The 25,425-nt window shown below is 64.9% G+C and carries 14 protein-coding genes; 3 read left to right on the forward strand and 11 right to left on the reverse strand.

Annotated features, from left to right (window positions below; translation table 11 throughout):
• Positions 1-23: 23 nt before the first annotated feature.
• Positions 24-872 carry an ABC transporter permease gene (locus HHL26_RS08075; protein ID WP_066556225.1) on the reverse strand — a complete coding sequence of 283 codons (849 nt, stop codon included), beginning with the start codon at positions 870-872 and terminating at the stop codon, positions 24-26.
• Positions 873-989: 117 nt separating this feature from the next.
• On the opposite strand from HHL26_RS08075, the gene HHL26_RS08080 reads away from it, so the two are divergent.
• The 3 genes from HHL26_RS08080 to HHL26_RS08090 all read left to right on the forward strand — a co-directional run bounded on the left by HHL26_RS08080 (position 990) and on the right by HHL26_RS08090 (position 4,918).
• On the forward strand, positions 990-1,667 hold the full coding sequence (locus HHL26_RS08080; protein WP_066556223.1) for a GcrA family cell cycle regulator: 678 nt from the start codon (positions 990-992) through the stop codon (positions 1,665-1,667).
• A gap of 104 nt (positions 1,668-1,771) precedes the next feature.
• Complete coding sequence (gene parE / locus HHL26_RS08085; protein ID WP_066556221.1) at positions 1,772-3,745, forward strand: DNA topoisomerase IV subunit B; 1,974 nt, start codon at positions 1,772-1,774, stop codon at positions 3,743-3,745.
• Between the two features lie 114 nt (positions 3,746-3,859).
• Entirely contained in the window at positions 3,860-4,918 is a 1,059-nt protein-coding gene (locus HHL26_RS08090) for a transglutaminase-like cysteine peptidase (protein ID WP_066556220.1), read from the forward strand.
• A gap of 50 nt (positions 4,919-4,968) precedes the next feature.
• On the opposite strand, the gene HHL26_RS08095 is transcribed toward HHL26_RS08090, so the two are convergent.
• The 10 genes from HHL26_RS08095 to HHL26_RS08140 all read right to left on the reverse strand — a co-directional run bounded on the left by HHL26_RS08095 (position 4,969) and on the right by HHL26_RS08140 (position 25,403).
• A complete protein-coding gene (locus tag HHL26_RS08095; RefSeq protein ID WP_066556219.1) occupies positions 4,969-6,243 on the reverse strand; it encodes an HlyD family type I secretion periplasmic adaptor subunit in 1,275 nt (424 codons plus the stop codon).
• Positions 6,240-7,226, reverse strand: a complete 987-nt coding sequence (locus HHL26_RS08100; RefSeq protein ID WP_237230005.1) for a cell wall hydrolase — start codon at positions 7,224-7,226, stop codon at positions 6,240-6,242. Before HHL26_RS08100 ends, HHL26_RS08095 begins: the two co-directional genes overlap by 4 nt.
• On the reverse strand, positions 7,223-9,382 hold the full coding sequence (locus HHL26_RS08105) for a type I secretion system permease/ATPase (protein ID WP_087575674.1): 2,160 nt from the start codon (positions 9,380-9,382) through the stop codon (positions 7,223-7,225). The genes HHL26_RS08100 and HHL26_RS08105 overlap by 4 nt, the downstream gene beginning before the upstream one ends.
• A gap of 50 nt (positions 9,383-9,432) precedes the next feature.
• Complete coding sequence (locus tag HHL26_RS08110) at positions 9,433-10,827, reverse strand: TolC family protein (RefSeq protein ID WP_066556215.1); 1,395 nt, start codon at positions 10,825-10,827, stop codon at positions 9,433-9,435.
• A 12-nt stretch (positions 10,828-10,839) separates the two neighbouring features.
• Positions 10,840-11,547 carry an OmpA family protein gene (locus HHL26_RS08115; protein WP_197672775.1) on the reverse strand — a complete coding sequence of 236 codons (708 nt, stop codon included), beginning with the start codon at positions 11,545-11,547 and terminating at the stop codon, positions 10,840-10,842.
• Positions 11,548-11,599: 52 nt separating this feature from the next.
• Positions 11,600-21,310 carry a VCBS domain-containing protein gene (locus HHL26_RS08120; protein WP_066556214.1) on the reverse strand — a complete coding sequence of 3,237 codons (9,711 nt, stop codon included), beginning with the start codon at positions 21,308-21,310 and terminating at the stop codon, positions 11,600-11,602.
• Positions 21,311-22,094: 784 nt separating this feature from the next.
• Positions 22,095-22,793, reverse strand: a complete 699-nt coding sequence (locus HHL26_RS08125; RefSeq protein ID WP_066556210.1) for a tetratricopeptide repeat protein — start codon at positions 22,791-22,793, stop codon at positions 22,095-22,097.
• Positions 22,794-22,974: 181 nt separating this feature from the next.
• Positions 22,975-23,766, reverse strand: a complete 792-nt coding sequence (locus HHL26_RS08130; RefSeq protein WP_066556208.1) for a LysR family transcriptional regulator — start codon at positions 23,764-23,766, stop codon at positions 22,975-22,977.
• Positions 23,763-24,161 (reverse strand): Co2+/Mg2+ efflux protein ApaG, encoded by a 399-nt coding sequence (apaG, locus tag HHL26_RS08135; protein ID WP_066556206.1) that lies wholly within the window; start codon positions 24,159-24,161, stop codon positions 23,763-23,765. The genes HHL26_RS08130 and apaG overlap by 4 nt, the downstream gene beginning before the upstream one ends.
• 33 nt (positions 24,162-24,194) lie before the next feature.
• Positions 24,195-25,403, reverse strand: coding sequence for an aminotransferase class I/II-fold pyridoxal phosphate-dependent enzyme (locus HHL26_RS08140; protein ID WP_066556204.1), 1,209 nt, complete (start codon positions 25,401-25,403; stop codon positions 24,195-24,197).
• Between the last annotated feature and the right edge of the window lie 22 nt (positions 25,404-25,425).

The raw sequence follows: 25,425 nt of genomic DNA on the forward strand, positions 1-25,425 counted from the left end.
GCAGGAGGACGGCGTCTCTCCAATCAGGCCTTCAGCTTCCACCCGCGCTTGAGAAGCACATAGCACAGCACTCCCAGACCGATATTCAATCCCAACAGCACCAGGCTGCCCACCACCACATCGCCGTCCGCCGCCGCTACGAATCCGTAGCGGAAGCCGGAAATGGCGTAGAAGAAGGGGTTGGCATGGCTGATAGCGCGAAAGACGGGCGCCAGCCGATCGATCGAGTAGAAAGTGCCCGACAGGAGCGTCATCGGCCCGATCACGAAATTGGTGATGGCGGCGGCATGATCGAACTTTTCCGCCCAGATCGAGGTCAGCACGCCGATAAAGGCCGTCAGTCCCGCGCCCATCAGCCCGAACCACAGGATCGCCCAGGGGTGAGCCGGGGTAACATGCACGCCCGGCCAAAGCGCCATCGCGCCCCACAGCGCAAGCCCCACGCAGACAGCCCGGGTCACCGCCGCGCCGACCAGCGCCAGCAGCAATTCGCTGACCGACAGCGGCGGCATCAGATAATCGATCAACGTCCCCTGCATCTTGCCCGCGAGCAGGGAAAAGCTGCTATTGGCGAAGGCATTGTTCATCATGCCCATGATCATCAGGCCCGGCGCGATGAAATCCGGGAACGGCACGCCCAGCACCTGACGATTGGCCCCGCCAAGCGCCAGGGTGAAGATCACCAGGAACATCAGCGTCGTGACGGCGGGCGCCCAGATGGTCTGAAGCTGCACCTTCATGAAGCGCCTGACTTCTTTCCGGTAGAGCGCGCGGGTTCCCGCCCAGTTGACATTGCGGATGACCAGCTCGCCGGGTTCATGGAAAGGCGGCTGATGCGACAGGGAGGCAGCAATTTTGGACTGGTCGTTCATGATCGGATCGACTATCGGCTGAGGGGTTGTGCCGCAAGGGCGTTATGCACGGGAAATTGAACCTGTGCTGGCGCGCCCCATATAGGGCGCGGATTTGAAATTTTGAGGAGTCATTCATTGTCCTGGACCGACGAGCGTATCGACCAGCTCAAGGCAATGTGGGAACGGGGTCTGACCGCCAGCCAGATCGCGGACGAACTGGGCGGGGTCAGCCGCAATGCGGTGATCGGCAAGGCGCATCGTCTGGGCCTGCAATCCCGCCCTTCCCCGGTTAAAGCCAACGAAGTGCCGAAAAAGGCCGCACCGCCTCTGCGCAAACCCGCGCCAGAGGCCGAAGCGCCCAAGCCGGCCGCTCCGGTGCATCACGCCGCCCCCTCGCCGGTCCGGCCTGCGGCTCCTGCCACGCCCGCACCGGCTCCAGTGGCGGCCGCTCCGGATGCGGAACCGCCCAAGCCGCAGCCGCGCATCATCTCGGTCGGGCCGGGCGGCTTCCTGCGCCAAGGGCCCGGCGACCAGCAGGCGCCGATTCCGCCCGCGCCGCCCCGTCGCCTGGTGCCGGCCAAGCCCAGCCCGGAAATCGCCGGCAAGACCACGCTGCTGGACCTAACCGAACGCATCTGCAAATGGCCGATGGGCCATCCGGGCGAGCCGGACTTCCACTTCTGCGGTGAGACGGTCAATCCGGGCTTTCCCTATTGCGTCGAACATTGCGGCCGTGCCTATCAGGCGCAGTTGCCGCGCGGCACGCGGCGTCCGCCGCCGCCACTGCCCTTTGGCGGACCCAGGGTCCGGTAAAAAATGCGATAGATGCGGAAAAGGGCCGGTTCTTAGAAAGAGCCGGCCCTTTTCCTTTGCGCGTCGCGCTTGCGCACGACGCGCACCCGCTTATAGCTATATCCATGTCCGATCTGTTCGAGAGCCAGCCCACTTCTTCCCCCGGCTATGACGCCTCCACCATCGAAGTGCTGGAAGGACTGGAACCGGTTCGCCGCCGCCCCGGCATGTATATCGGCGGCACGGACGAGCGGGCGCTGCATCATCTCGCCAGCGAAGTGCTCGACAACAGCATGGACGAAGCGGTGGCGGGCCATGCCACGCGGATCGAGGTGCTGCTGGAGCCGGGCAACAAGCTTACCATCACCGACAATGGCCGCGGCATCCCGGTCGATCCGCATCCTAAATTTCCCGGCAAGTCGGCGCTGGAAGTCATCCTCACCACGCTCCATTCGGGCGGCAAGTTCACCGACAAGGCCTATGCGACCTCCGGCGGCCTGCACGGCGTCGGCATCAGCGTGGTGAATGCGCTTTCGATCATCACCGTGGTGGAGGTGGCACGCAACAAGGAGCTGTTCCGCCAGAGCTTCACGCAAGGCCTGCCCAGCAGCGGGCTGGAGAAGGTCGGCGCCGCGCCCAACCGGCGCGGCACGTCGGTCAGCTTCGTGCCCGATCATGAGATTTTCGGGGAGCAGAAGTTCAAGCCGTCCCGTCTCTACCGGCTGGCACGGTCGAAGGCCTATCTGTTCGCGGGCGTCGAAATCCGCTGGAAATGCGCGCCCGAACTCATCACCGACGATACGCCGCCTGAGGCCGTGTTCCAGTTTCCCGGCGGCTTGGCCGATCATCTGAAGGAACAGGTGGGCGACCGGGAATGCGCGACCAGCGCCTTCTTCTCCGGGTCGCAGGATTTTCCCGATTCGGTCGGGCGCGTGGAATGGGCAGTCGCCTGGCCGCTCTGGTCGGATGGCAGCTATAGCTGGTATTGCAACACCATCCCGACGCCCGACGGCGGCACCCATGAAACCGGGTTGCGCGCCGCGCTGGTGAAGGGCATCCGCGCCTTTGGCGAACTGGTGGGACAGAAGAAGGCGAAGGACATCACCGCCGACGACATCGTGACCTCATCGGAGGTGATGCTGTCGGTCTTCATCCGCGATCCCCAGTTCCAGAGCCAGACCAAGGACCGGCTCACCAGTCCGGAGGCTGCGCGGCTGGTCGAGAACGCCGTGCGCGATCATTTCGACCATTATCTGTCCGACCATATGGAGCGCGGCAAGGCGCTGCTCGCCTATGTGCTCGACCGCATGGACGAGCGGCTGAAGCGCAAGCAGGAGAAAGAGGTCAAGCGCAAGACCGCGACCAATTCGCGCAAGCTGCGGTTGCCGGGCAAGCTGACCGATTGTTCCAATGACGATCCCGAAGGCGCGGAAATCTTCCTGGTCGAGGGTGACTCGGCGGGCGGTTCGGCCAAGCAGGCGCGTGATCGCAAGACGCAGGCCATCCTGCCCTTGCGCGGCAAGATCCTCAACGTAGCATCAGCCAACACCGCCAAGATCCTCGCCAATCAGGAGATTGCCGACATGATCCTGGCGCTGGGCTGCGGCACGCGCAAGGACTGCAACCCCGATCATCTGCGTTACGAACGCATCGTCATCATGACCGACGCGGACGTCGATGGCGCGCATATCGCGACGCTGCTGATGACCTTCTTCTTCCAGGAGATGCCGGAACTGGTGCGTCGCGGGCACCTCTATCTGGCGCAGCCGCCGCTCTATCGCCTCGTTGCCGGGGGCAAGAGCCTCTACGCCAAGGACGATGCGCATCGCGAAGAGATTCTGCGCAAGGAATTCAAGGGCAAGAAGGTCGAGGTCAGCCGCTTCAAGGGGCTGGGCGAGATGAATCCGGGCCAGCTCCGCGAGACGACCATGGACCCCAAGACACGCAGTCTGATCCGCGTCACCCTGCCCGACGATATCGAGGACCGGCAACAGGTGCGCGAACTGGTCGAGCGGCTGATGGGCACCAACCCGGCGCATCGCTTTGCCTTCATTCAGGAAAATGCCGCGACCGTGGATGAAGAGGCGATCGACGCCTGATCGAAAGGCTCGCCTGAACAGGGGCGGCAAAAAGGGGCGGCAATTTTTTGCCTAGCGCCGCGTTAACCAGCGTGGCGCACCGGATGTTCAATTTTTGGCGCGATACGGGCAAGCATGTCAGGCTTCGCCCCGCCCCTTCATTCCCCGGCCCTGTGCCGTGTCGCGCTCCGCGCTGCGCCTGCCCTGTTGCTGGCAACGGCAAGCGGTCATGCGCTGGCGCAAGCGCCGCTGGCAGCCTTTCCGGACGCTCTGGGGCGGAACGTTGCCGCCTATACGCCGGCCGAACGAATTTCCGCCAATCTCCTCGCGGGCGGCATGAGCCGTCTGGCGGCGATCAGCGCGCAGCAGGGCGGCGGGAGCATCCAAACCTCCTGGATCGCGCAGCCCGCCGTTCCGGACGCTATCGTCAACGACCGGCGCATCAACGGCTTCATCGGCAAGCTGCCCGGCTGGCAGTTGCAGGGCGTCCAGCTTTCCGTGGTGAGCTATCGCCAGCCGGAACTGGTGCCCGGCTTCATGCGCGGCTTTCTGCCAGCACCGACGGCTGCTGCGATCCCGCAGGCAAGCGCTTTCGTCATGCCTGCTCGTCCTGTTCCCGCTCTGGCGGGCCAGCCGCCACGCAATGGGCAGCCCGACGTGTTCGGCTCGGTGGCCATGCCGATCTCCCGGACTCTGCTCGACGGCAAATGGGCCTCGGTTTCGGCGGCCCTACCCGGCAAGGGGGTTTGGAGCGCTGTCCTCAATGCAGCTCGCGGCTCGTCGACGCAGCAGCAGGTCGAGATGATCAATAGCTGGGTCAACCGGCGGCTGCGTTTCGTGGACGACCGGCAGGGCGGCGACAATTGGGGTTCGGCGGCGCGGACGCTGCAAAGCGGCGCCGGCGATTGCGAGGATTATGCCATCGCCAAGATGAAGCTGCTGGAAGCCGCGGGCTTCGACCGGCATGCCATGTTCCTGGTGATCGCCCGCGATCTGGTGCGGCAGGCGGACCATGCCGTGCTGGCGGTGCGGATCGGCGGCGATCTGATGATCCTCGACAATATGACCGACCGGGTGCTGCCTTCATCCAGCGTCAGCGATTATCGGCCGATCATGAGCTTCAACGCCTTTGGGCGCTGGACCCATGGCTATCGCGTGACGACGCCGCAGCCGGTGCAGTTCGCCGCGCGCTGAGTGAGCTATGCTGGTGACCGTGCTCCTGCCTGCGCAGGAGCACGCTATCCTTAACGCTCCCTCAAAGCCTCCGACCGCGCCTTCATGATGGGCTTGAGCAGATAGGCCAGCACCGATTTGCGGCCGGTCATGATCTCCACATCGCACACCATGCCCGGCGTGATCGGCAGCTTGTGCGCGCCAGTGCCGAGCCATGCGCGGTCCGTCTCCACAACCACGGTGAAATAGGCTTCCCGCGTCGCTTCGTCATAGACGCTGTCGGCCGAAACCTGCTGCACGGTCCCGGACAGCCCGCCATAGATGGAGAAGTCATAGGCCGTCACCTTCACCACGGCGCGGTCGCCGGTCTTGATGAAGGCGATATCGTTGGGCTTCACCCGCGCCTCGACCAGCAGTTTATCGCCCACCGGCACGATCTGCATGATCTTCTGCCCCGGACTGACGAAGCCGCCGATGGTCGTCACCTGCACGTCATTGACCACGCCGTCGACGGGCGAGCGGATCTCCGCCCGCTGCGCCCGTCCTTTTGCGCCCCGAAGAGACTCGCTGTTGACGGCGATCTTGGCCTCGAGTTGACTGCGTTCATTGAGCGCGTCCTGCCGGAACTGGAAATTCGCCTCGGACAGTTGCGCCTGCGCCTCGCGGATCGCGGCGGAGGCACGCGACGCCTGTTGTTGCGCCGCGTTCAGCCGCCCCTGCGCATCCACCAGATCGCGGCGCGCATCCAGCAATTCGGTCTGCGGGATGATCGACTTTGCGGCGAGCGGTTCCAACATCGCCACACGCTGGCGCGCCAGTTGCACGCTGCCGCCAAGGCTGTCGATGGTCGCTTGCGCTTCGCCCAGTTCGCGGCGGCGCTGGTCGACGGCGGCCGCCATCGCATCCTGCTTGCTGCGCAGCGCGGACTGGCGGACTGCGGCAAGCGCCTGTTCCTGCTGACATTCCGGCCCGCCGGTCGCGCAGGCCGCACCGGTGCCTGTGCCTTCCTTCTCCAGACGTCCGGCGCGCGCGGTCAACGAGCGCGTCTCCGCCTGAATCTGCCCCAGTTCGGACGCCAGCATGGCGTCATCCAGGCGCACCAGCAATTGCCCCTTGCCCACCTTCTGCCCGGAGCGGACCAGGATTTCCTCGATCGTGGTCGGTTCGGCGGACTGAATGACCTGCGCCTTGCTGGACGGGATCACCCTGCCCTGCCCGTGCGTCACTTCATCCACCGGCGCCAGGCTGGCCCACATCAGGAAGACCAGCATGCCCCCGCCGCTGTAAAGAATGACCTGCTTGTTGCCCGGTTGCCCCCGCAGCCAGCGTACCCAGCGCGAAATCATGGTTGCACCCCTTGAAGATTATGGTCGTCGGCCGCCAGCGCTATGGGCGCGGCCTTTTGCTGGCGGGCGAGCATGTCGCCCAACGCGCCGCCGCTTGCCGAAGGATCGGGAATGGAGAGCTTCCACCCCTTGGTCGGATCCATGCGGCCGCCCACATCGTTGGACGCCCGGCGTTCGGGCAAGGCCGCGACGGGCGGATAGTCGATCGCGGGTTCCGCGACCGTGGCGAAGCGCGCCGGATCGAAGGCCGGAATATGCTCCCCGCCTGCATAACGCCCGGTGAATGCCCCCGGCAGACCCCAGCCGCCCGGCCAGCGATAGAAGATATGCGCGCCGACCTGCGCCAACTTCGCCAGATGCGGCGCCCAGCGCGGGAAGACATAATCGGCATGATAATGGGTCGCGGTGCCCACCTCTTTCTCGACCCGTCCGGCCAGCGCATCGGCGGCGATCCGCTTCGCCCGGCTCCAGAGGTCAGGCAGCGGGTGGCGCGCAAGGGAGCCGTCGCAGACGAAGCTGAACTGGCAGACCGACGCGTCGAAGCGCTGGTAGACGACGCCGCACACCGTCTTGGCGAAGGCGGGGTGGCGAACGCGGTTCAGCACCACCTGCGCGACGGCGCGCTGGCCGCTCTCGGGCTCGCGGGCCGCCTCATAATAGACGGCTTGCGTCAGGCACTGGAGCGCGCGGTCATGATCCTCGCCCGCTTGTCCCAGAGCGCGGAAGGGCTTGGCCGAAGCGATCATGCCGCCAGAGAAGCCGAGACGCTGATTTTCCTCGCGAGCCTCGTCGCCTTCCGCTGCGGTGTCGGTTTGCTCGGTCATCTGGACCAAAGCGAGATATTGGCGCGGGATTGCAGGAGCGGATTCCACGATCTTTGCCTGCATGGCGGGTCGAGGCTGTTCATGGTGCCAGAGTGCGGCCGTTGCGATAGCCAAGGCCACTGGCGCTGCGATGCCGACGCTTCGGACCAGAACACTCATAGCCCTGTCCCTCGCTGGAGCTGGCCGATGATCTCGTCACGCGGTCCATCGGCCAGCACCACGCCCTGATCGATCACGATCAGCCGGTCCACGATCCGCAACAGCGCATGGCGGTGGGTCGACACGATCAGCGTCTGATCGGGCTCCAGCGCCTTTTCCAGATGGTCGATGAAGAGATTCTCGGTCTGGTTGTCCATCGCGCCGGTCGGCTCGTCCAGGAAAAGCAGCTTTGCCGGTTCGACCAGCGCGCGCGCCATGACGAGGAAGCTGCGTTGCCCGCCCGAGAGGCGGCTGCCGCGTTCACCGATATGCAGGTCGAACCCCGCCGCATCGCGTCCGAAGAAGCGCGACGCGCCTGAACGCTCCAGCGCCTCCAGCAGCTTTTCCTCGCTGGCTTCGCGGGCGCCCAGCAACAGATTCTCGCGCACGGACCCACTGAACAGTTCGGCATCCTGGCCAACATAGCGGAAGGCGGAACGCAGCTCATGCGGATGATATTGGCGGCTGTCGATTTCATCGATGGTCAGCAACCCGCCGGTGGGCGGATAAAGGCCGCAGATCACCCGGCCCAGCGTCGACTTGCCCGACGCCACCCGGCCGATCAGGCCGATGCGCTCACCCGGCTCGACCCGCAGATTGATGCCGCGCAGGCTTGGCTGGCTGGCGCCGGGATAGGCGAACTCCAGCCCCTGCGCGACGATGGCGCCTTTACGGATCTTGGGGATAATGCCCCGCGCGCCGTCCAGCCGCTCGTCGGGCTGATCGATCAGCGTCTGGAGGCTGTCGAGCGTCGTCATCGCCTGCCGCGCCCGCACAATGACGAAGGCGAGTTGCCCGACCGGCGCCAGCGAACGCCCGGCCAGCATGACGATGGCGATGATCGCGCCCATCGAAATGTCGCCCGCCGCGAACATATAGAAGCCGCCGATCACCAGAGCGATGCTCGTCACCTGCTGGCAGAGGGCCGCCAGGGTCACGCTCTTCGAACTCAAGCGCCGTAGCTTTTCCTGCGTCGCCGCGCTCATGCGGGCGTAGCGGCGCCAGCGTTCCAGCATGCGCCCTTCGGCCCGGCAGGCCTTTAGCGTCTCGATGCCGCCAATGGCTTCGACCAGCGCCGCGCTTTGCAGGCTCGAATCCGCCTGGGCATCGCGTGACAGGCGGGCCATCGACCGTTGCAGGAAAAATCCTGCGCTCGCCATGATCCCCATCATGACGACCGGTACGATGGCCAGCCAGCCCCCCAGAAGCGCGATAATGCCGACGAAGAAGAAGAGGAAAGCAATGTCCACCACCAGGACCACGGTGGTCGAGGTGAAGAATTCCCGCACGGATTCGAACTCGGACACGCGCCGCGCCAATGCGCCGGTGCTGCCGGAGCGGCTTGCCAACGGCGTGTTCAGCACCTTTTCGAACAGGCGTTGCGAAAGGCGTTCGTCAATCTCGCGCCCCGCCTCGTCAACCAGCCTGGCGCGCGCGATCCTGAGCGCGAAATCCAGGCTGAAGGCCAGCATCACGCCGACCCCCAGCACCCAAAGGCTGGACGCCGCCTTGTTCGGGATGATCCGATCATAGACGTTCATCGTGAACAGCGGCAACGCGAAGGCGAGCAGGTTGATGATCGCCGCGGCCAGCATCACATAGCCGAAGCCGCCGCGCGCGCGCCAGACTTCCCGCCAGAACCAGTGCTGGCGCACTCGCTCGTCCCAGGGACGTTCCTCGGCGCGTTCACGGCCATGGTCGGCCATGACGACCAGCGCTTCGCCAGTGAAATAGCCTTCCAGATCGCTGAGCGGCGCCCAGACCGCTTCGCTCGCATGAGGAAGCTGGACCAGCGCATCGCCGGCCTTGATATCCAGCAGCAGCAGGAAGCGCCCGCCCCGGAGCGGCAGGATGGCGGGCAGATTGCCCGGCCGCCATTTGTCCAGCCGTCCCCGGACATGATCGCTCAAGAGACCGATCTGGTCGAGCGCGGATTCCGCCTGATGAAAGGGCAAGCGCCCGGATTCATCGACGGCGAGGCCGGCGCGAAGGCTTACGATACCCGGCGACCGGTCGAAATGCCGCGCCGCATGGGCGATGCTCTCCACCAGCTCGTCGCTAGGCGTGCCTTGATGGTCCAGCCATTCGGCCAGACTGAGTGTGCTTCGTTCCAACATTGTTTCCCCGCCCATCCGGGCTTGCGCCCGGATGACCCCAAAGATGGATCTTAGCCCGGATAACGCCGCCGCTGCAATTCAGCGGGCGGCAAATCTGGGACATCATATTTCTTCCGCGCATAGGGGTTTGCGCCCGAAGGTGCCGCTATGCCCAGAGTATCGAGAAGCGTGTTGGTGGCAGCCAGGATCTGATATTGCGCGAAAATCTCGGAAAAACGCGCCGTCTCGGTCCGCACCTGCGTGTTGAAGCGGGTGTTCTGGCTATCCAGAACGTCCAGCAACGAGCGCCGCCCGACATTGAACTGCTCGCGATAGGACACCAGCAGCCCGTCGGACACCGTGCCCTGCCGCGACAGGTCGGTAACGCGCTTCTTTTCCGTGTCCCAGCGATTCCAGGCGGTGCGGACATCTTCCTCCGCCTCGCGCTGGCGCTGGCTCAAGCGAAAACGCGCTTCGCTCGACCGGCGAGTCATTTCCTGGACCTTCGCCCGGTTGATGCCGCCATTATAGAGCTGCCAGCGCACGACCACCCGGCCCTGAATGTCGTTGGTGTTGCCCTTGAAGCCGTCCACATCCTGACCGACGCGGCCGGTTCCTTCCAGCGAGACCGTCGGCCCGAGCTCGGACTTGGCCTCATCCACTACGGCATGGGCCGCCTGAATATCGGCTTCTGCCTCACGCACCAGCGGATTGTTGGTGCGCGCGGCGGCAATGGCTTCGTCCAGCGTCGGCGGCACCGCGCTCATCACCGGATCGGGCATGGTGACCTGATCGATCGACAGGCCGGTCAGCGTGCGGAACTGGATGGCCGCATTGGTCATGTCCTGCTCCGCCTCGCTCTTGCGGACGAGGGCGGCTTGCAGCCGTTCTTCGGCCTGCTGCTGGTCAGCGATGCTGATCGACCCCTTGGTCACGCCTTCGCCCAAATCGCCCAGCAACTTGCGGTGGAAGGCGATATTGTCGTCCGCCGCCGCCACGACCCGCTGCTGGAGCATATAGTCGAGATATTGGCGGGTGACGTTCAGCGCCACGAACTGCGAGCGTTCACCGACGCGCAGGGCTGCGCCATCGGTCCGCGCTGCCTGCCGCCGCTTTTCCGCGCTGCGATAGCCGGAGTCCCAGACGGTCTCTTCGGCCCGCACGCTCGCTTCCAGCGGCCAGAGCGTCTGGTTGTCAAGGTTGAGGGCGCGGCGGGTGTCGTTTTCCAGACGGCGGACGCCAGCCGATCCCTCGACGCTGACGCGGGGCAGGTAAAGACCCTGCGCCTGTTCGCGTTCGAACTCGATCGCTTCCTTGTTCTGGATCGCCTGGTTGATCTCCGGATGGCTGTCGATCGCCGCGGCGATCGCGCTCTTGAGATCGGTGGTCTGGGCCCAGCCCGTGCTAACCATCGCCGCCGCACAAAGGGCGATCAGGCTGCCGCATGTCTTGCGCATGATAGTCATGCCTTCTTCCCCTTAATTCGCGCTGGCGGTGATTTCGACCCGACGATTCATCGGTTCGCGCACACCATCTGCGGTTTCGATCTTCAACTGGGTTTCGCCCAGACCGTTGACGGTCATGGCATCCGTGGCGATGCCCCCCTGGCTCATCAGGCTGGCGACATTCTGCGCCCGGCGCAGCGACAGACCGTCATTATAGCGGGTGCCGCCCGAGGTATCGGTGTAGCCGGTGACGCCGAAGCGCTTCCAGCCGCATTGCGCCGCCGTCTGCGTCAGCGTGGAGATGGTGCTCGCTCCTTCGGAAAGCGGGGTGTCCATGTTCCAGTCGAAGAAGATGGACACCGCCGGTGCCGTACAGTCCAGCGCGGGTGGGGCTGAAGCTGCCGACACCGGCGGCGGTGGCGGCGCCGAAAGGCGTGCCACAAAGTCGTCGCACTTGTTGATGCTGTCCGCATCCTTCGTGCCGGATTTGATGAAACCGATGGCGATGCCGCACTGGTTCTTCGCCTCGACGGCGTAGGTCCAGCGGCTGTCCTGGGCCGCACGCACGCTGGCGTCGCCCACAGCCTTGACCGCCGTGTCGTAACGGCTGGTCAGCGCATCCCTCAGTTCGGACTTGCCGAGTTGCAGCAAGGGCGAAGCAGGCGCCGCCCAGGCCGCAGTCGTCGTCAGCATGGCAGTCACCAGCCCGACGGCCGCCGCCCTTTCCAACGCATTTCGCATATTCACTCTCCCCAAAATTCCCCGCGAGAAAATTTCCAGATCAGCCCCAAAATCAGCCATGGGCGACCGCCATCGCTTCATGCGCCACCATCGCCGCGTCGAAGATGGCGGTGGCCGCTGCCAGATGCCCGCTGTCCATCGCCTCGCCCGCTACCGGGTTGAGGAGGAAGGGCGCGGCGACATGCTCGCCACCCGGCAGGGCGGCCAGCAGCGCATCGATATTCGGCACATCATGGGCGCCCAGCGCCTCCTTCACGACCTCGGCCGCATTCGCAGCGGGAGCCGCCTGCTGGGCCGCCAGAACCGCCGCCGCATTGCCGTCAAAGACAGGCGGCAGGTCGATCGACTGCGCCAGCAGACCCTGATGACCGCCCAGATCGGGCTGAGGCGCCTCAGCCGTTTCGGTTGCTGCGGCATGCGCATCGCCGCCGCCGGACAGGGTAGCATGCTCGGGCGCGGCTTCCTCGCCGCCATGGCTGGCCGGCGCGGCGGGCTGCTCATGCGTCGCCTTGTCGTCTGTTGCCGCGATCTTGGTCGACGAGTCTTCCTGCGTCGTGGTCGGCTCGGCCGTGACCGTGGCGGCCGGCGCGGTTTCCGTGACCGGCGCGGCGCTATCGGTCGCGGTCGGCGCGGGCTGCTCCTCGGTGGTGGTCGCGGTTGCGCCCGCCACCGCGACCAGGCTGGCCGCTACCAGCGCCTGGTTGAAGCCGCTGGCCGTGCTCTCCGTCTTGCTGGCGTCGCTTTCCTTGGCGCCGGTCGCAAACAGCACGTCGCCAATCGTGCCCTTGGTGCCGTCGGTGCGGACGAAGCTTGCTTCGCCCAGCACGGTGACGTCGCCATTGGCGGCGGTGTAGCTCTTGCCGTCGGCGTTCAGTTCGATCGCGGCAATGCCCGCATCGGTGAGCGACTTGAATTCGCCCGCGTCGACCACGCCATTGCCGTTTGCGTCCTGCCACACGCCGAATTCAGCGAATGCCGCATCCTTGGCATCGAACACGCCGTCGCCATTGCTGTCATAGGCAAGGCGCAGGCCGTCCAGATCGCTCGCCGCGCCGGGCGCGTCGTCGGCAAAGACGATGTCATAGCTGCCACCCGTCGCATGGGCGAGCAGGCCGTCATCGGAAGACACCCAGGCCGTCGCAACCTCGCCATGACCATAATCATGGGTCACGCCGCTCGACAGGCCGACAAACTCCAGCCCGTCCCCGTCGAGATCGATGGCGACCGGGGGAACAGCGACCGGAGTCAGCGTCACGCTGACCGAGCTGTTGACGCTGTCGCCGTCAGCATCCGAAGCGACGATGGCGTGGTTGATGTTGATCGGGGCGCCGCTGTTCAGCGTCTCGACCGAGAACACGCCAAGGTCGAAGGGGTTGTTGACGTGCGGCGATTCCACCAGCACCGCATCGAAGCCCTTGGTTCCGACAATCTCATATTTGTCGTTTACCTGCAGGCCAGAGATGGTGACGCTGCCTGAAGCGAATGTCACGCCGATGCTGCCCTGCGAGCCTGTGCCGGTGAAGGTGTAGATATTGCCCGTGCTCACATCGGTCACGATCACCTTGGCGATCGGGACGAAGCTTTCGCCTGTCTCTGGCGTCGCGGACGAGAAGCCCAAATCCTGGTCGTTGTCGGCATCGATGGCCGTGACCTTGATCGACACCGTATTGTTGGGATTGCCGCCGACCTGAGCGATATTCTGCTCGAAGCTGATGACGCTCTGATGATCGGCATAGGCGAAGCCGGTGGTGGTGGCGGGGTTGCCGACCAGCGTCTTGATGAGGTCGATGCGCACCGCCTCGTCGGGATTGACCGACTGGTTGTCGACGCCGATCGAGTCGCTGTCCGTGTTGACCGATCCCCGGGCGCCCGAAGCGCTGCGGCCGGAGAACAGCACGTCAATGGCATCGGTGGTATCGACGCCCAGGCCACGATAGTCGGTGTTGCCCGCCTTCGCCGCGCTGAAGCTGCTGATCGAAATCTCGCTGCCGTTGGTGATCGTGCCGTAAAGGTCGAACACATATTTGTCCGTCCCCGGCTGAAGCGTGATGGTGTAGCCGATGTCGCCGTCCGCCGTCTTCGCCGTCAGCACATTCGTGCCGTTGCCGAAGATGAACAGGTCTTCGCCGGCCAGGCGCAGCGTCGCGCCGCTGGTATCCTTGGCGGGCGCGCCGTCGGTGACGGTGAACAGCGCATTGCCGACGCCATCGGCGCCCGCCACGTTGGCGAAGTTGAGGTTGAAGGCCGTCGCCGGACTGTCATTGTTCGCCACCGATCCCGCCGCCGGCGTGAAGGCGCTGGGCATGTCGTCGTTGAACGAGATGTTGAGCTGCCCGATGGCCGAGGATGTCGGGTTGGTCGTAGCGTTATAGTCGCTGTCGGTGACCAGGAAATTGAGGCTGACCGAGGCGTCATTCTCATTCCCGCCGGCCGCGTGCAGCACATTGTCGAGCAATGTCACCGTATAGGCGCCGGTCGTCGGATTGACGACGACCTGGAACAGCGGCGTGCCCCGGCCACCGACCGTCGTAATGGTCGCGGTCAGCGTGTTGGTCGTGCCGTTCCAGCTATAGGATACGGTATCCGTACCAACCGTGCCGGTCGTGCCGTTCAGATTGGCGAAGCTCACGCTGCCGCCGCCGTCGGCGCCGAAGGTGAAGGGCAAGGTGCCGCTGTAGCTCGCCTCGCTGGGGCCGGCCAAGCCGTTGTCGCCCACATTGGCGTCGACGTCGCCGGTCGTGCTGGCCGCGTTGCCGCCGGTCAGGCCGTCATCATCCAGCTTGGCGGCGGTGTTGTCCGCCGTCGGCTTGTTCGCGTCGCCCTGGAAGGTGAACTTCAGCGTCGCGCTGGCCGTGTCATTGTCGGCATCGCGCATGACATAGGTGAAGCTGTCGAACGATCCCGAAGGCACCGAAACCTTGGGCGTGTAGATGTAGCTGCCGTCGGAGAATAGCTGCAACGTGCCATAGGCGCCGACGATCGTCTGGCTACCGCCCAGGGCGATGGCGTTGCCGCCGACCGATACGACGGCGCCAGGCGTGTCCGCGCCGACATGGTCGTTGGTGAGGACATTGCCGGTGGAGGCAGCCGCCTTTTCGATGGTCGTCACATTGTCGTCGACGGCGATCGGGCTGTCATCCTCGATCGTGACGGCGATGCTGGTGGCGACCGTGGCGGTGCCGTCGCTGACGTTCACGGGGACCAGGAAGTTCTTCACATCCTCAACATTGATGCCGCTATGATCGACCGACTGCAGCAGCGTCACCGTATAGGCGCCGCCATTGGTGATGGTGATCGTGATCACCGGCACCGCGCCGACCGAGCCGGTCAGCGTCTGCGTACCGACGCCGCTCCAGGTGACGGGCAGGCCGTCGGCGGTCAGCACCGCGCCCGGATTGTCCAGCGTCATGCTGATGCCGTCGCCGTCCACGTCGCTCGCGGTGATCGTGCCGGTCGCCACCGTCGCATTGGTGGTGTCGTTCGGCAGGCCGGGTGCGCTATCTGCATTGGCGCCGGTCAGCCCCTCTTCCGAAACAACCGCAACACCGCTGCCGACCTGCGGCGCGTCATTGGTGCCCTGGATGGTGATGCGCAGCACAGCCGTGGTGCTGTCGCCGTCGCCGTCCGTGATCGTATAGGTGAAGCTGTCCGTCAGCGTCTGGCCGTCGTCCAGATGCTGGACCGCCGCCAGGCCGTTGTTCAGCGTATAGGTATAGCCGCCCGAGGCATTCAGGACGAGCGTGCCATAGCTGCCGATCGCGTTGCCGCCGATAGGACCGCCAGTGACCGCCGTCACCGCGCCGCCCGCCGCCGGACCGTCGGCGCCCAGCGAGTCCGCGCCCGCCGGATTGCCGTCGCTGCCCACGCCCGTCAGCACATTGCCGCTGGCGCTGAGCGTCACATCTTCCTTGACGATGTCGGTATCGTCGGCCGCAACCGGCGTGTCGTCATCGACATTGATCGTCAGCGTGCCGGTGGCCGTATCATTGTCGGCGTCCGTGACCCGATAGGCGATGTCGAAGCTGACATTGTTCTCGTCACCGCCGAGCGGGTGGACGATCGCGGCATTCTGCGCCACCGAATAGGTGCCGGCGACCGGATCGGTCAGCGTCACGGTCAGAACGGTGGTGCCGCCCTGCTTCACCAGCAGCACGCTGCCGTTGCTTTCATACGTGAAGCCGGCTGGCGCGCCGGTGCCGAGCAGGGTGATGCCGCCCGCGCCATCAGCGCGATAGTCATGCCCCAGCGTGCCGGTGGCGTTGACGCTGTTCGCATCGTCGCCCGTGCCGTTGGCATTGCCGCCCAGCGCGTCGTCGTCCAGTTGCACCACCGGATTGGCGCTGACCACCGGCAGATCGTCGGATACGCTGACCGAGACGGTGCCGGTGGCCGTATCACCATCGGTGTCCTGCGCGATCACCTGTACCGATCCGAGCGCGACCAGATCGTCGACATTGATGCCCGGATGCGTGTCGTAATTGTCGTTGAGCGTGGCCGTGACGGTCGCGACATTGCCGACGACCGACAGGTCCAGCGTCACCACCACGCCGCGCTCGTCGGAACCGGTGATCTGATTGTCGGATACCCGCACCCAGTTCAGGTCGCCGGTCAGGCTGCCCGTGCCGCCGAACACGATCGAGGTGATCGCGTCCGAACCGGGCGTGAAGGTGATGGTGCCGCTGGTCGAGTCCGGATTGCCGGAGCTGGTGCCGCCCGCCAGATTCTGATCGTCCAGCGTCAGGCTGACCGGCCCGCTTGCGCTTGGGTCGGCGCCGTCCGTGACAGTGATCGGCTGCACGGCGGTCGACTGGTCGCCGTCGCCATCGGTGATGACATAGGAGAAGCCCGCGCTGACGCCGCTCGCATTGTTGAGATTGGTCGACGGGTTGAAGGTCCACGCCCCCGCCGCCGTGAAGGTATAGGCGCCGTAGGCCGTGTTCACATTGGTTGTGCCCTCGGCGTTGACCGCCGTCGTGACGCCGCCGATCGTGACCGAGGTCAGGGTGGCGCCATCCGCCCCCTGCGTGTCGTTGGTCAGGACGTTGCCGCCGATATTGGCGCCGTCCTCCGCCACGGTCTGGGCGGCGTCGTCCACCGCCGTCGGAATATCGTCCACCACATCGATGGTGATCGTGCCGTTGGCGATATTGCCGGAGCCGTCGACCGCCTGATAGGTGAAGACCTCCACACCCGCCAGCGGCAGGGCGCCGTCATTGGCGGTCGGGCCATCGACCGGCGAGGTCAGCGTATAGGTGTAGCTGCCGTCGCTGTTGAGCAGAAGCTGGCCATGGCTGCCAGTCGCCGGGCCGGTCAGCGTGTAGCTGACTGCGCCCACGACATTGAGCTGGCCCGTCGTCGTTTCCGTCGGCTGACCCGGCGTGCTGCCGGTGACGCTGCCAGCGGCGATGTCGTCGCCGGTGATGCTGGTGTCCAGCGCCGCCTCAAAGACCGTCTTCGTCTGATTGTCCGCCGCCAGCGCGACATTGGCGACATTGATGGTCAGCGTCGTCGTCGCCAGATCGCCGTCCGCATCGCGGATCGTGTAGACGAACACATCCTGCTTGTCGGCCGAGATGACATTGGGCGTCGCATCATAGCGATAGCTGCCGTCGGCAAAGAGAGTCAGCGTGCCGTAATCGCCCGCGACCGCCGTGCCGACATCACCGCTGACGGACGTGCTCGCGTCGCTGCCCTTGGCCACGCCGACCACGCCCGGCGCATAGCCGTCCGCGCCCGGCTGGTCGTTGTGGAGCACGCCGTCGCCAGCCGTGACGACCAGCGAGTCGCCTTCGGTCACGGAACCGCTGTCGGGCGCCGCGATCGGCGCGTCGTCCAGCACGGTGACATTGATCGTATCGGCCGGCGAGAGATCGCCGTCGCTGTCGGTCACGCGCACGGCGAAGGCGTCGCCCGCCTTGGGATCGGCCGCGCCGCTGATGCCGTCACCATCCAGCGGGTTATTGTCGGGATGGATCGGATCATTGACCGCCAGCGTGTAGCTGTAGCTGTAATGGCCCGCCCCATCGGAGGTCACGGTCAGCATGCCCGCCGCGCCAGCGACGACCACCGGCGTTCCCGCATTGGCCGCCGTCACGTCGATCCAGGCGCCGTTCTTGTCCTGCACCTCGACCTTGGTCAGCGTATCGCCGCCGGTCGCGATGGTCATGGAGCCGGTCGCCGTCTCGCTGTTCCCGTCCTCCTGCGTGCCGCCGGGCAGGCCGGCTTCGGACACGGTCATGTCTGCCACGGTGACGGTCGGCGTCGAATCCTGAAGCAGATTGATCGTCACCGTGGCGGTCGACTTGTCGCCATCGCCGTCGGTGATGGTGTAGGTGAAGCTGTCGCTGCCCTCCGCGCCCGCATTGGGCGTGTAGAGGAATACGCCATTGCCCTGATAGACGACGGTGCCTTTGGCCGCGCCGGTTTCCAGAGCTACCCCGCTGGCGAGGTCGACGCCGTCGGCCCCGGCTACGTCATTGGCGAAAACGTCGATCGTGACCGCCGCATTTTCCGTGAGCTGGCCCGCGCTGTCGTCCACTGCCGTCGGCACGTCGTCGACCACGCGGATATCCAGGCTGGCGCTATCGGTCGACCCATCGGTGTCGGTGACGACGACCGCAAAGCTGTCGGTCAGGCTGCCATCGTTCGCGCCGGTGTGCAGCAGCGTATTGTCGTTGAGGACATAGCTGTAGCTGACCGTCCCGCCGATCACATCGCCATCCGCGCCCACGGTCGGCGTGAAGCCGGTGATGCTGAGCGTGCCATAGGCGTTGGACAGGGTGACGCCGCTGATGAAGCCGCTCGCGCCGAAGATCGGCTGGCCGCCGACCGTGATGGTCGCCACGCCGTCCAGCGCGGACAGGGTGAAGCTGCCCGTCTGGGTCAGCGCCGCCGCATCTTCCGAGCTGCCCCCCGGCAGATCATTTTCGAGGACGGTTTCCTCAGCGCCCTCGCCGTCCAGACCGTTGATGGTCACGCCATCGTCGCTACCCTGGATGGTGATGGTGATCGTCGCGCTGGACGGATCGCCGTCGCCATCGGTCAACGTGTAGGTGAAGGTTTCGGTCAGCGTCTGGTTCTTGTCCAGACCCTGGACCACGCCATTTTCATTGTTCAGCGTATAGGCATAGCTGCCGTCCGCCTGGATCACGAGCGATCCGTACAGCCCGGCCAGCGGCGCGCCGACGGTCCCAGCCGTCTCGCCAAAGACGATGGCGCTGACATGCGCGCCGTCGGCGCCCTGCACGTCGGCATTGCCGTCCGTTGCGTTGGCGTCGCCGCCGCCCGAACCGGCGATGACATTGCCGTCAGCCACCAGCGGACCATCCTCGCGAACCGAATCCGCGTCGTTGGTCGCGGTCGGCACGTCGTCGATGATGGTGATGGTCAGCGTGTCGGTCGCCTGGTCGCCGTCAACGTCGGTGACAGTGACCACGAAGCTGTCGGTCACATTGTCGCCGGTCGTGTTGGTGGTCAGCGTGTAGCTATAATCGATGCTGCCTTCGCTGATGCCGGTGATCGTCAAAATGCCCTTGTCGGTGACGATTTCCTGCCCGACGCTGGTGATCGGGATATTGTTGATGGTGACGCTCGCCGGACCGTCCGGCGCGGTATAGGTGATCGTGCCGTCCGTGGTGTCGACGCCGCTGCCCGCATTGGAGCCCACCGGATCGGTCAGGCCGGATTCGTCGACGATCGTGCCCTCGCCCACCTTCGGGATGGAGATGATCATGACGTCGCTATTGGCGATATCGATCCGCAGCGTGGCGGTGGACAGGTCGCCATCGCCGTCGCGCAGCGTGTAACTGAAGCTGTCGCTCACGCCGCCCGGCGTTCCGGCCGCGCGGACATAGCTGTAGCTGCCGTCGGCGTTCAGCGTCAGCGTGCCATAGGCGCCCTCGAAGGTGCCGGTGGTCGCCACCACGGCACCGTCCGCACCCTTGACGTCGGCGCCGGCCGCGCCGGAGACGGTGCCCGCCCCGGTGATGACATTGCCGGTTTCCGGGCCATAGGTGCCAGCCGCGACGCCATCGACATCATTGTTGGCGGTCGGCACGTCATCGACGATCTGCACGTCGACCGTGGCATTGGCGGTCGACCCGTTGCGGTCGGTCGCCACCACGGCGAAGCTCTGCAGGATGCTGTCCACGCCTGCGCCGCTGTGGCCCAGGCTGTTGTCGGTCAGCACGAAGCTGTAGGTGAAGGTTCCGGCCGTCGGCACGCCACCCTGCGTAGCGGTCGCGGTGAAGCCGGTGATGGTCAGTGTGCCGACCGGCGTCGTCACCACTTGCCCGGCGACGAATGCGCCATTGGCCAGCACCGACACGCCGCCGACCGTGACGCCCGACAGGCCATCAGCGCCATTGACGCCGAAGGAGCCGGTCTTGGTGAGCGCCGCCGCGTCGGGAGAGCTGCCGTCCGACAGGTCATTTTCCAGCACGATGACTTCGGCGCCCTCGATCCCCGGTGCGCCGTTGAGGCCGGTGATGGTGATACCATCGTCCGCGCCGTTGATGGTGATGGTCAGCGTCGCCGTGGAGGTGTCGCCATCGGCATCGGTGATCGTATAGCTGAAGCTGTCGGTCAGCGTCTGGCCGGGCACCAGGAACTGCACCGCCGCATTGCCGTTGGCGAGCGTATAGCTGTAACCGCCCGACGCGGTCAGCGTCAGCGTGCCGTAAGTCCCCTGAAAGGTGCCGGTGGTCGACACTACGGCACCGTCGGCGCCCTGGATGTCGGCAACGCCATCGGTGGCGTTCGCATCGCTGCCGCCGCTGCCGGTCAGGACGTTGCCGTCCGCGACCAGCGGGCCGTCTTCGGTCACGCTGTCGACGTCGTTGACGGCGGTCGGCGCATCGTCCGCGATGGAAATGGTCAGCGTCGCGCTCGCCTGATCGCCGTCATTGTCGGTGACGACAACGGTGAAGACTTCGGCGGGCGGCGCGCCGACGACATTGTCGCTCAGCACATAGCTGTAGCCGATGGCGTCTTGCGCGATCGAAGTGATGGTCAGCACGCCGAGCGGCGTCACGACCGTCTGACCGACCGTCGTGATCGCAACGCCATTGATGGTCACGCCGGCCAGGCCGTCATTGGCGGTGATGGCGATCGTGCCCGTGGTGCGTTCGCTGTCGCTGGCAGCCGCCGAACCGGCCGGTTCATTACCGCGCGCAGGGAGGCCCGCTTCGCTCACGCCAGCAGTCGCGGCGGTGGCGCCGGTGGGCTGATCGGGCGTGATGATGGTGACTTCCGGTTCTTCATCGGGCGCGATCGGCAGGATTTCCCGCGTTTCGGGCTGAGGGAACAGCAATTCGGTAGGCGGCAGCAGATCGCCCAGACCATGAGGATCGCCCACATTGCCGTCCGGACCGAGGAAATTGCCACCGGAGCTGCGCGGCGGACCCGCGGCAGGCTGGGGCTCTTCCCCGATCAGCAGGGCGGCCAGGTTGACCGAAGGAATTTCGACATCGCCCACGACCAGGCGGGGCATGACCACCGCGCCGTCCAGGATCACCATGTCGGTGCCGTCGGGCAGGTGGACGATCAGATTGCGTCCGGAAACCTCGATCTGGTTGATGTCGGTTCCGGCGGGCAGCACGACGGTGCCGTCGGGATTGGGAGCGACCGTCCGAACGACGTCCGCATGATGCATCTTGCCGGGATGGACCGCCTTGCCCTTTGCGGCCAGAGCAGCCGCTTCAGGATGAAGGGTCTGCTGATGGTCGGCGGTGTCTTTGCTGTTCCAGTCGCGCTCGAAATCCATTGTCCATCCCACCTGTCGCCATGGGGGCATGGAAGGAGCGCGCAGAAGGCCTCGCTCCGAATGCATGGTGCATACGGACCTGGCGCCTTCCCCGACATTGCGGCAATCAGCGGATCAGCTATTGCCCCTAGTCAACGTTCTCCCGCCGGCAGGACTCTTTGCCAAAGTCGACTGCCGCCCCGGATTAACCATCTGCTTTTGTGTTTTTACTGACCCGATGGCTGACCTTATTCGCCGCCGTGCGAAATGAGTCACGCAGATTCCAGTTTTGTTAACCATTTTAATGCGATAGGGACTGAAAAATAACTTAAGGTCTATTACTAAAGATATAGTTTTTATCAGCCATGCATATCCTTCAGCCTATGCTGAACTTGGGTTTGGTTAACAAACAAGGCTTACGACATATGCGACTCGGACGAGTCGATTGGCTTTTGGCTCTTCCGGAAGCTGTGTGCGGTTCGGCTTCGAAACTTATCGGAAAGGCGCATCGGCGCTGGTCGATCAGCCCGAAATCCCGCTCGAGCGGATATGGAAACGGGCGACCGGCTTATACAGCCAGCCGCCCGCCCGAATTGCGACCCATAGGCTTATCTTTACGGAGCCGTGTTTTCCTTTCCCCGGCTTCGTCCAGTCGGCCTGTGACTGGCGATAAGCTATGGAAAATCAACCCCCCTCCGATGAGAATCAGGAATAGCGGGTGCGATATTTTTAACAATTAACCCGATGACTTATATCCAAGGTTAATTTTCAAGACGATGTGACGAAAATGCAAGCATATCGGTCCTCATGGACGCTTTTCGTCTATCGATTCCATTGCCGTTGCAGGTGTTTTTTCCACGTTATCCACATGGGGCGCCAGTTCCGGCACGGGCGTTGCTGCCGGATCGGCGCTATCCATTGTCGCGCCCTTGGTGGCTGCGGATTCCGCAGACGCCGATGGGGCGGCAACAGGCTGCGATATGGCGGCGACGATCTGTTCCATCCGCTGGCTGCGCGTGCTGCCCGAGCCGGTGGTCCGCCGAAAACTGCGCAGCGCATAATCGGCCAGCGGCCCCGCCGCGTCATAGCGTTTGCGCGCCACATAGAAATCGACCAGATTTTCCACGGCAAGCTGGGTGTTGGGATCATCCTCCCCCCGCGTCCGCAAATAGCTGTCGAAGACGCGCCGGTACAGGCTCTCCGCCTCCCGATAATGTCCGGTCGAATCCAGTTGCAGCGCCAGGTCGTTTGCGGAAATCAGCGTGCGGGGATCATCCGCGCCGAACAGTTCATCGGCCAGCGCCAAACCCTTGCGCGCCGGATCGATGCCGTCTGCGGGCTTGCCCAAGGCATAGGCCGCCTGGGATGCCGCCACCAGCTTGCGCCATTCCTTTTCCCGCGCTTCGGTAATGTCCGGCACATAGGGCGCCTGCGCGTGCAATGGCGCCGCAAGGCAGAGCAGCAAAGCGCCCCGCATCATCCAGACCCTCTTGCCGCCGCTCAAGGCCACTCTCCCTACACAATCCCTTGCCGATGGATGCTAGAGCGGATTCCGATCCGATTGCATCAGCTCGAATGCTCTAGTCTTTTGATTTTACGCGTTTTCCAAGCCAGCAGATGATACCATCTGCTTCGAAAACACTCTACGCCCAACAGTCTTAAGAAAGTGCAAGCGCGGACCGGCGCTACCCGGTCAGCGCCTCGACCAGAGCCTTGACCTTCTTCTGCCGCCATTGCGGCAGCGGCGCGATCAGCCAATAGGCCAGCGGCGAAGGCGCCGGATCACCGACCTGCCGGACCCGTCCCGCGGCTATATCCGCCTGCGCCAGCAAAAAGGGCACGCAGGCATGGCCGAAGCCGTTGGCCGCCGCTTCGATCGCCAGCCCCGCATCGGCCACGCGGATCGTCGCGGGCGCGTCTCCCTTGGGACAGCCGGGCCATTCGATGCGGTGGTCGGGGCCGCCCCCGGCTGCTTCGATGGTGACGAAGGACGCTTCACCCAGCTTGATGCCTTCATTCTCGCCCGGCCCTTCGGCAAGGCGCAGGGCAAGGTCGAGATTGGCTTCAGTGAAGTCCAGCGTCTCATCCGCCGCGACCAGCGCGAATTTGAGGTCGGGCTGGCTGGCCGCATAGCCCGCGAGGCGCGGCTGGAGCCATTTGGCGGTGAGGTCGCGTGGCGCCGCGATGGTGAGCGAGGAGCTGGACTGGCCCGCCTGCATGGCCCGCACCGCCTCCTCAAACTCCAGGAAACCGGCGCGCAGGGCTGAAAGGCCCGCCTCGGTTTCAGGAGTGAGTTCCAACCCCTTGGGCGTGCGGCGGAACAGCACGACGCCCAGCAGATCTTCCAGGGCGCGGATCTGCTGACCCACGGCAGCAGGGGTCACGGCCAGTTCATCGGCCGCGCGGGTGAAGGACAGGTGCCGCGCCGCCGCATCCAGCACGCGCAGGCCGTTCAACGGCAAATGGGTACGCTTCATTCAGCCACCGCCGGCGCGATCAGCGCGAAATGGGGGATGGCGATGTCGAACGTCTCGCCGCTCGCGCCGATCATGTGATAATGGCCCTTCATCGAACCCGTCGGCGTGTTGAGCGGGCAGCCCGACACATAATCATAGCTTCTGCCCGGCTGCACCACTGGCTGTTCCCCCACGACGCCATCTCCATCGACCCGATGCTGCGTGCCCCGCCCATCGGTAATGATCCAGTGACGGGTCAGCAGTTGAACCGGCTGGTTCCCGTCATTTTCTATGCGGATATGATAGGCCCAGAACCATCGGCCCCGGTCCGGCTCCGACTGTTCGGGCAGGAAGGTGACGGCCACATGCACGTTGATGTCGCGCGTGGTCGCGTGGAAGGGGAAAAGTGCGTTCACAAGGTAAGAAATGCGCCTTTCACCCCTTATCCGTCAACGGCCTATCGACTTCAACGCGCGATCGAGATCCTCGATCACATCGTCCGGGTCTTCCAGGCCGACATTGAGGCGCAGCATATCCTCGGTGATGCCGACCTCCAGCCGCGCCGTTTCCGCCATGCCATAATGGGTGGTGGAGGCCGGGTGCGTCATCAGCGAGCGCGAGTCACCGATATTATTGCTGATGTCGACCAGTTCGAGGCCGTTGAGCAGGCCGTGCGCCTCCGCGCGGCCGCCGCCGACATAGAGCGAGAAGATGGGACCGGCCATCTCCATCTGTTTCATGGCGAGGGCGTGCTGCGGATGGCTTTCGAGGCCCGGATAGAGCACCTTCGCCACGCGCCCCTCAAGGAATTTGGCGACCTTGAGCGCATTCTCGCTCTGGCGGCGGATGCGCAGGTCGAGCGTCTCCAGTCCCTTCAGCACCACCCAGGCGTTGAAGGCGCTGAGGGTCGGCCCGGTGTTGCGGTGGAACGGCAGCAGCGTGTTGATGATGAAATCTTCAGTGCCGCAGATCGCGCCCGCCAGAACGCGGCCCTGCCCGTCCATCATCTTGGTCGCGCTGTAGGCCACCACGTCCGCCCCGAATTCCATCGGCCGCTGGAGCGCGGGCGTCGCAAAGGCATTGTCTACGACGCTGACGATGCCATGCGCCTTCGCAATGCCGCAGATCGCAGCGAGGTCCGCCACATCCATGGTCGGGTTGGCGGGCGTCTCGAAGAAGAAGGCCTTGGTGTTGGGGCGGATCGCCGCTTCCCACGCCGCATTGTCGGTCGCGTCGACGGTGGTCGCCTCGATCCCGAACTTGGGCAGCAACGTGTCGGTCAGCCAGCGGCAGGAACCGAACAGCGCCTTGCCCGCCACCACATGGTCGCCCACCGAAAGCTGGCAGAGCAGGGCCGCCGTCATCGCCGCCATGCCGGTCGCGGTCGCGCGACAGGCTTCGGCGCCTTCCAGCAAAGCGATGCGCTGTTCCAGCATCTCCACCGTAGGATTTTGGAGGCGGGAATAGGTCATGCCCTGCTGCTCGCCCGCGAAGCGCATCGCGGCGTCTTCCGCCCGGTCATAGCTATAGCCGCTGGTCAGGAACAGCGCTTCGGAGGTTTCCCCCCATTCGCTGCGCGCGCTGCCGCCGCGCACCGCCAGAGTGGCCGGACGCCAGTGCTTGGTGATTTCGGGGTTCTGCCCGCTCTTGCGCTTCATGTGCTTACCCTCAGACCCCAAT

This window comes from Sphingobium sp. TB-6, assembly GCF_012927365.1.
Taxonomy (GTDB): domain Bacteria; phylum Pseudomonadota; class Alphaproteobacteria; order Sphingomonadales; family Sphingomonadaceae; genus Sphingobium.

Bases quoted from the DNA above. Each gene is read 5' to 3' on its own strand.
- HHL26_RS08130 (WP_066556208.1), bottom strand. From the start codon at position 23,766: ATGAAGCGTACCCATTTGCCGTTGAACGGCCTGCGCGTGCTGGATGCG.
- parE (WP_066556221.1), top strand. From the start codon at position 1,772: ATGTCCGATCTGTTCGAGAGCCAGCCCACTTCTTCCCCCGGCTATGAC.
- HHL26_RS08120 (WP_066556214.1), bottom strand. From the start codon at position 21,310: ATGGATTTCGAGCGCGACTGGAACAGCAAAGACACCGCCGACCATCAG.
- HHL26_RS08095 (WP_066556219.1), bottom strand. From the start codon at position 6,243: ATGATTTCGCGCTGGGTACGCTGGCTGCGGGGGCAACCGGGCAACAAG.
- HHL26_RS08110 (WP_066556215.1), bottom strand. From the start codon at position 10,827: ATGACTATCATGCGCAAGACATGCGGCAGCCTGATCGCCCTTTGTGCG.
- HHL26_RS08100 (WP_237230005.1), bottom strand. From the start codon at position 7,226: ATGAGTGTTCTGGTCCGAAGCGTCGGCATCGCAGCGCCAGTGGCCTTG.
- HHL26_RS08115 (WP_197672775.1), bottom strand. From the start codon at position 11,547: ATGCGAAATGCGTTGGAAAGGGCGGCGGCCGTCGGGCTGGTGACTGCC.
- HHL26_RS08105 (WP_087575674.1), bottom strand. From the start codon at position 9,382: ATGTTGGAACGAAGCACACTCAGTCTGGCCGAATGGCTGGACCATCAA.
- HHL26_RS08090 (WP_066556220.1), top strand. From the start codon at position 3,860: ATGTCAGGCTTCGCCCCGCCCCTTCATTCCCCGGCCCTGTGCCGTGTC.
- HHL26_RS08075 (WP_066556225.1), bottom strand. From the start codon at position 872: ATGAACGACCAGTCCAAAATTGCTGCCTCCCTGTCGCATCAGCCGCCT.
- HHL26_RS08140 (WP_066556204.1), bottom strand. From the start codon at position 25,403: ATGAAGCGCAAGAGCGGGCAGAACCCCGAAATCACCAAGCACTGGCGT.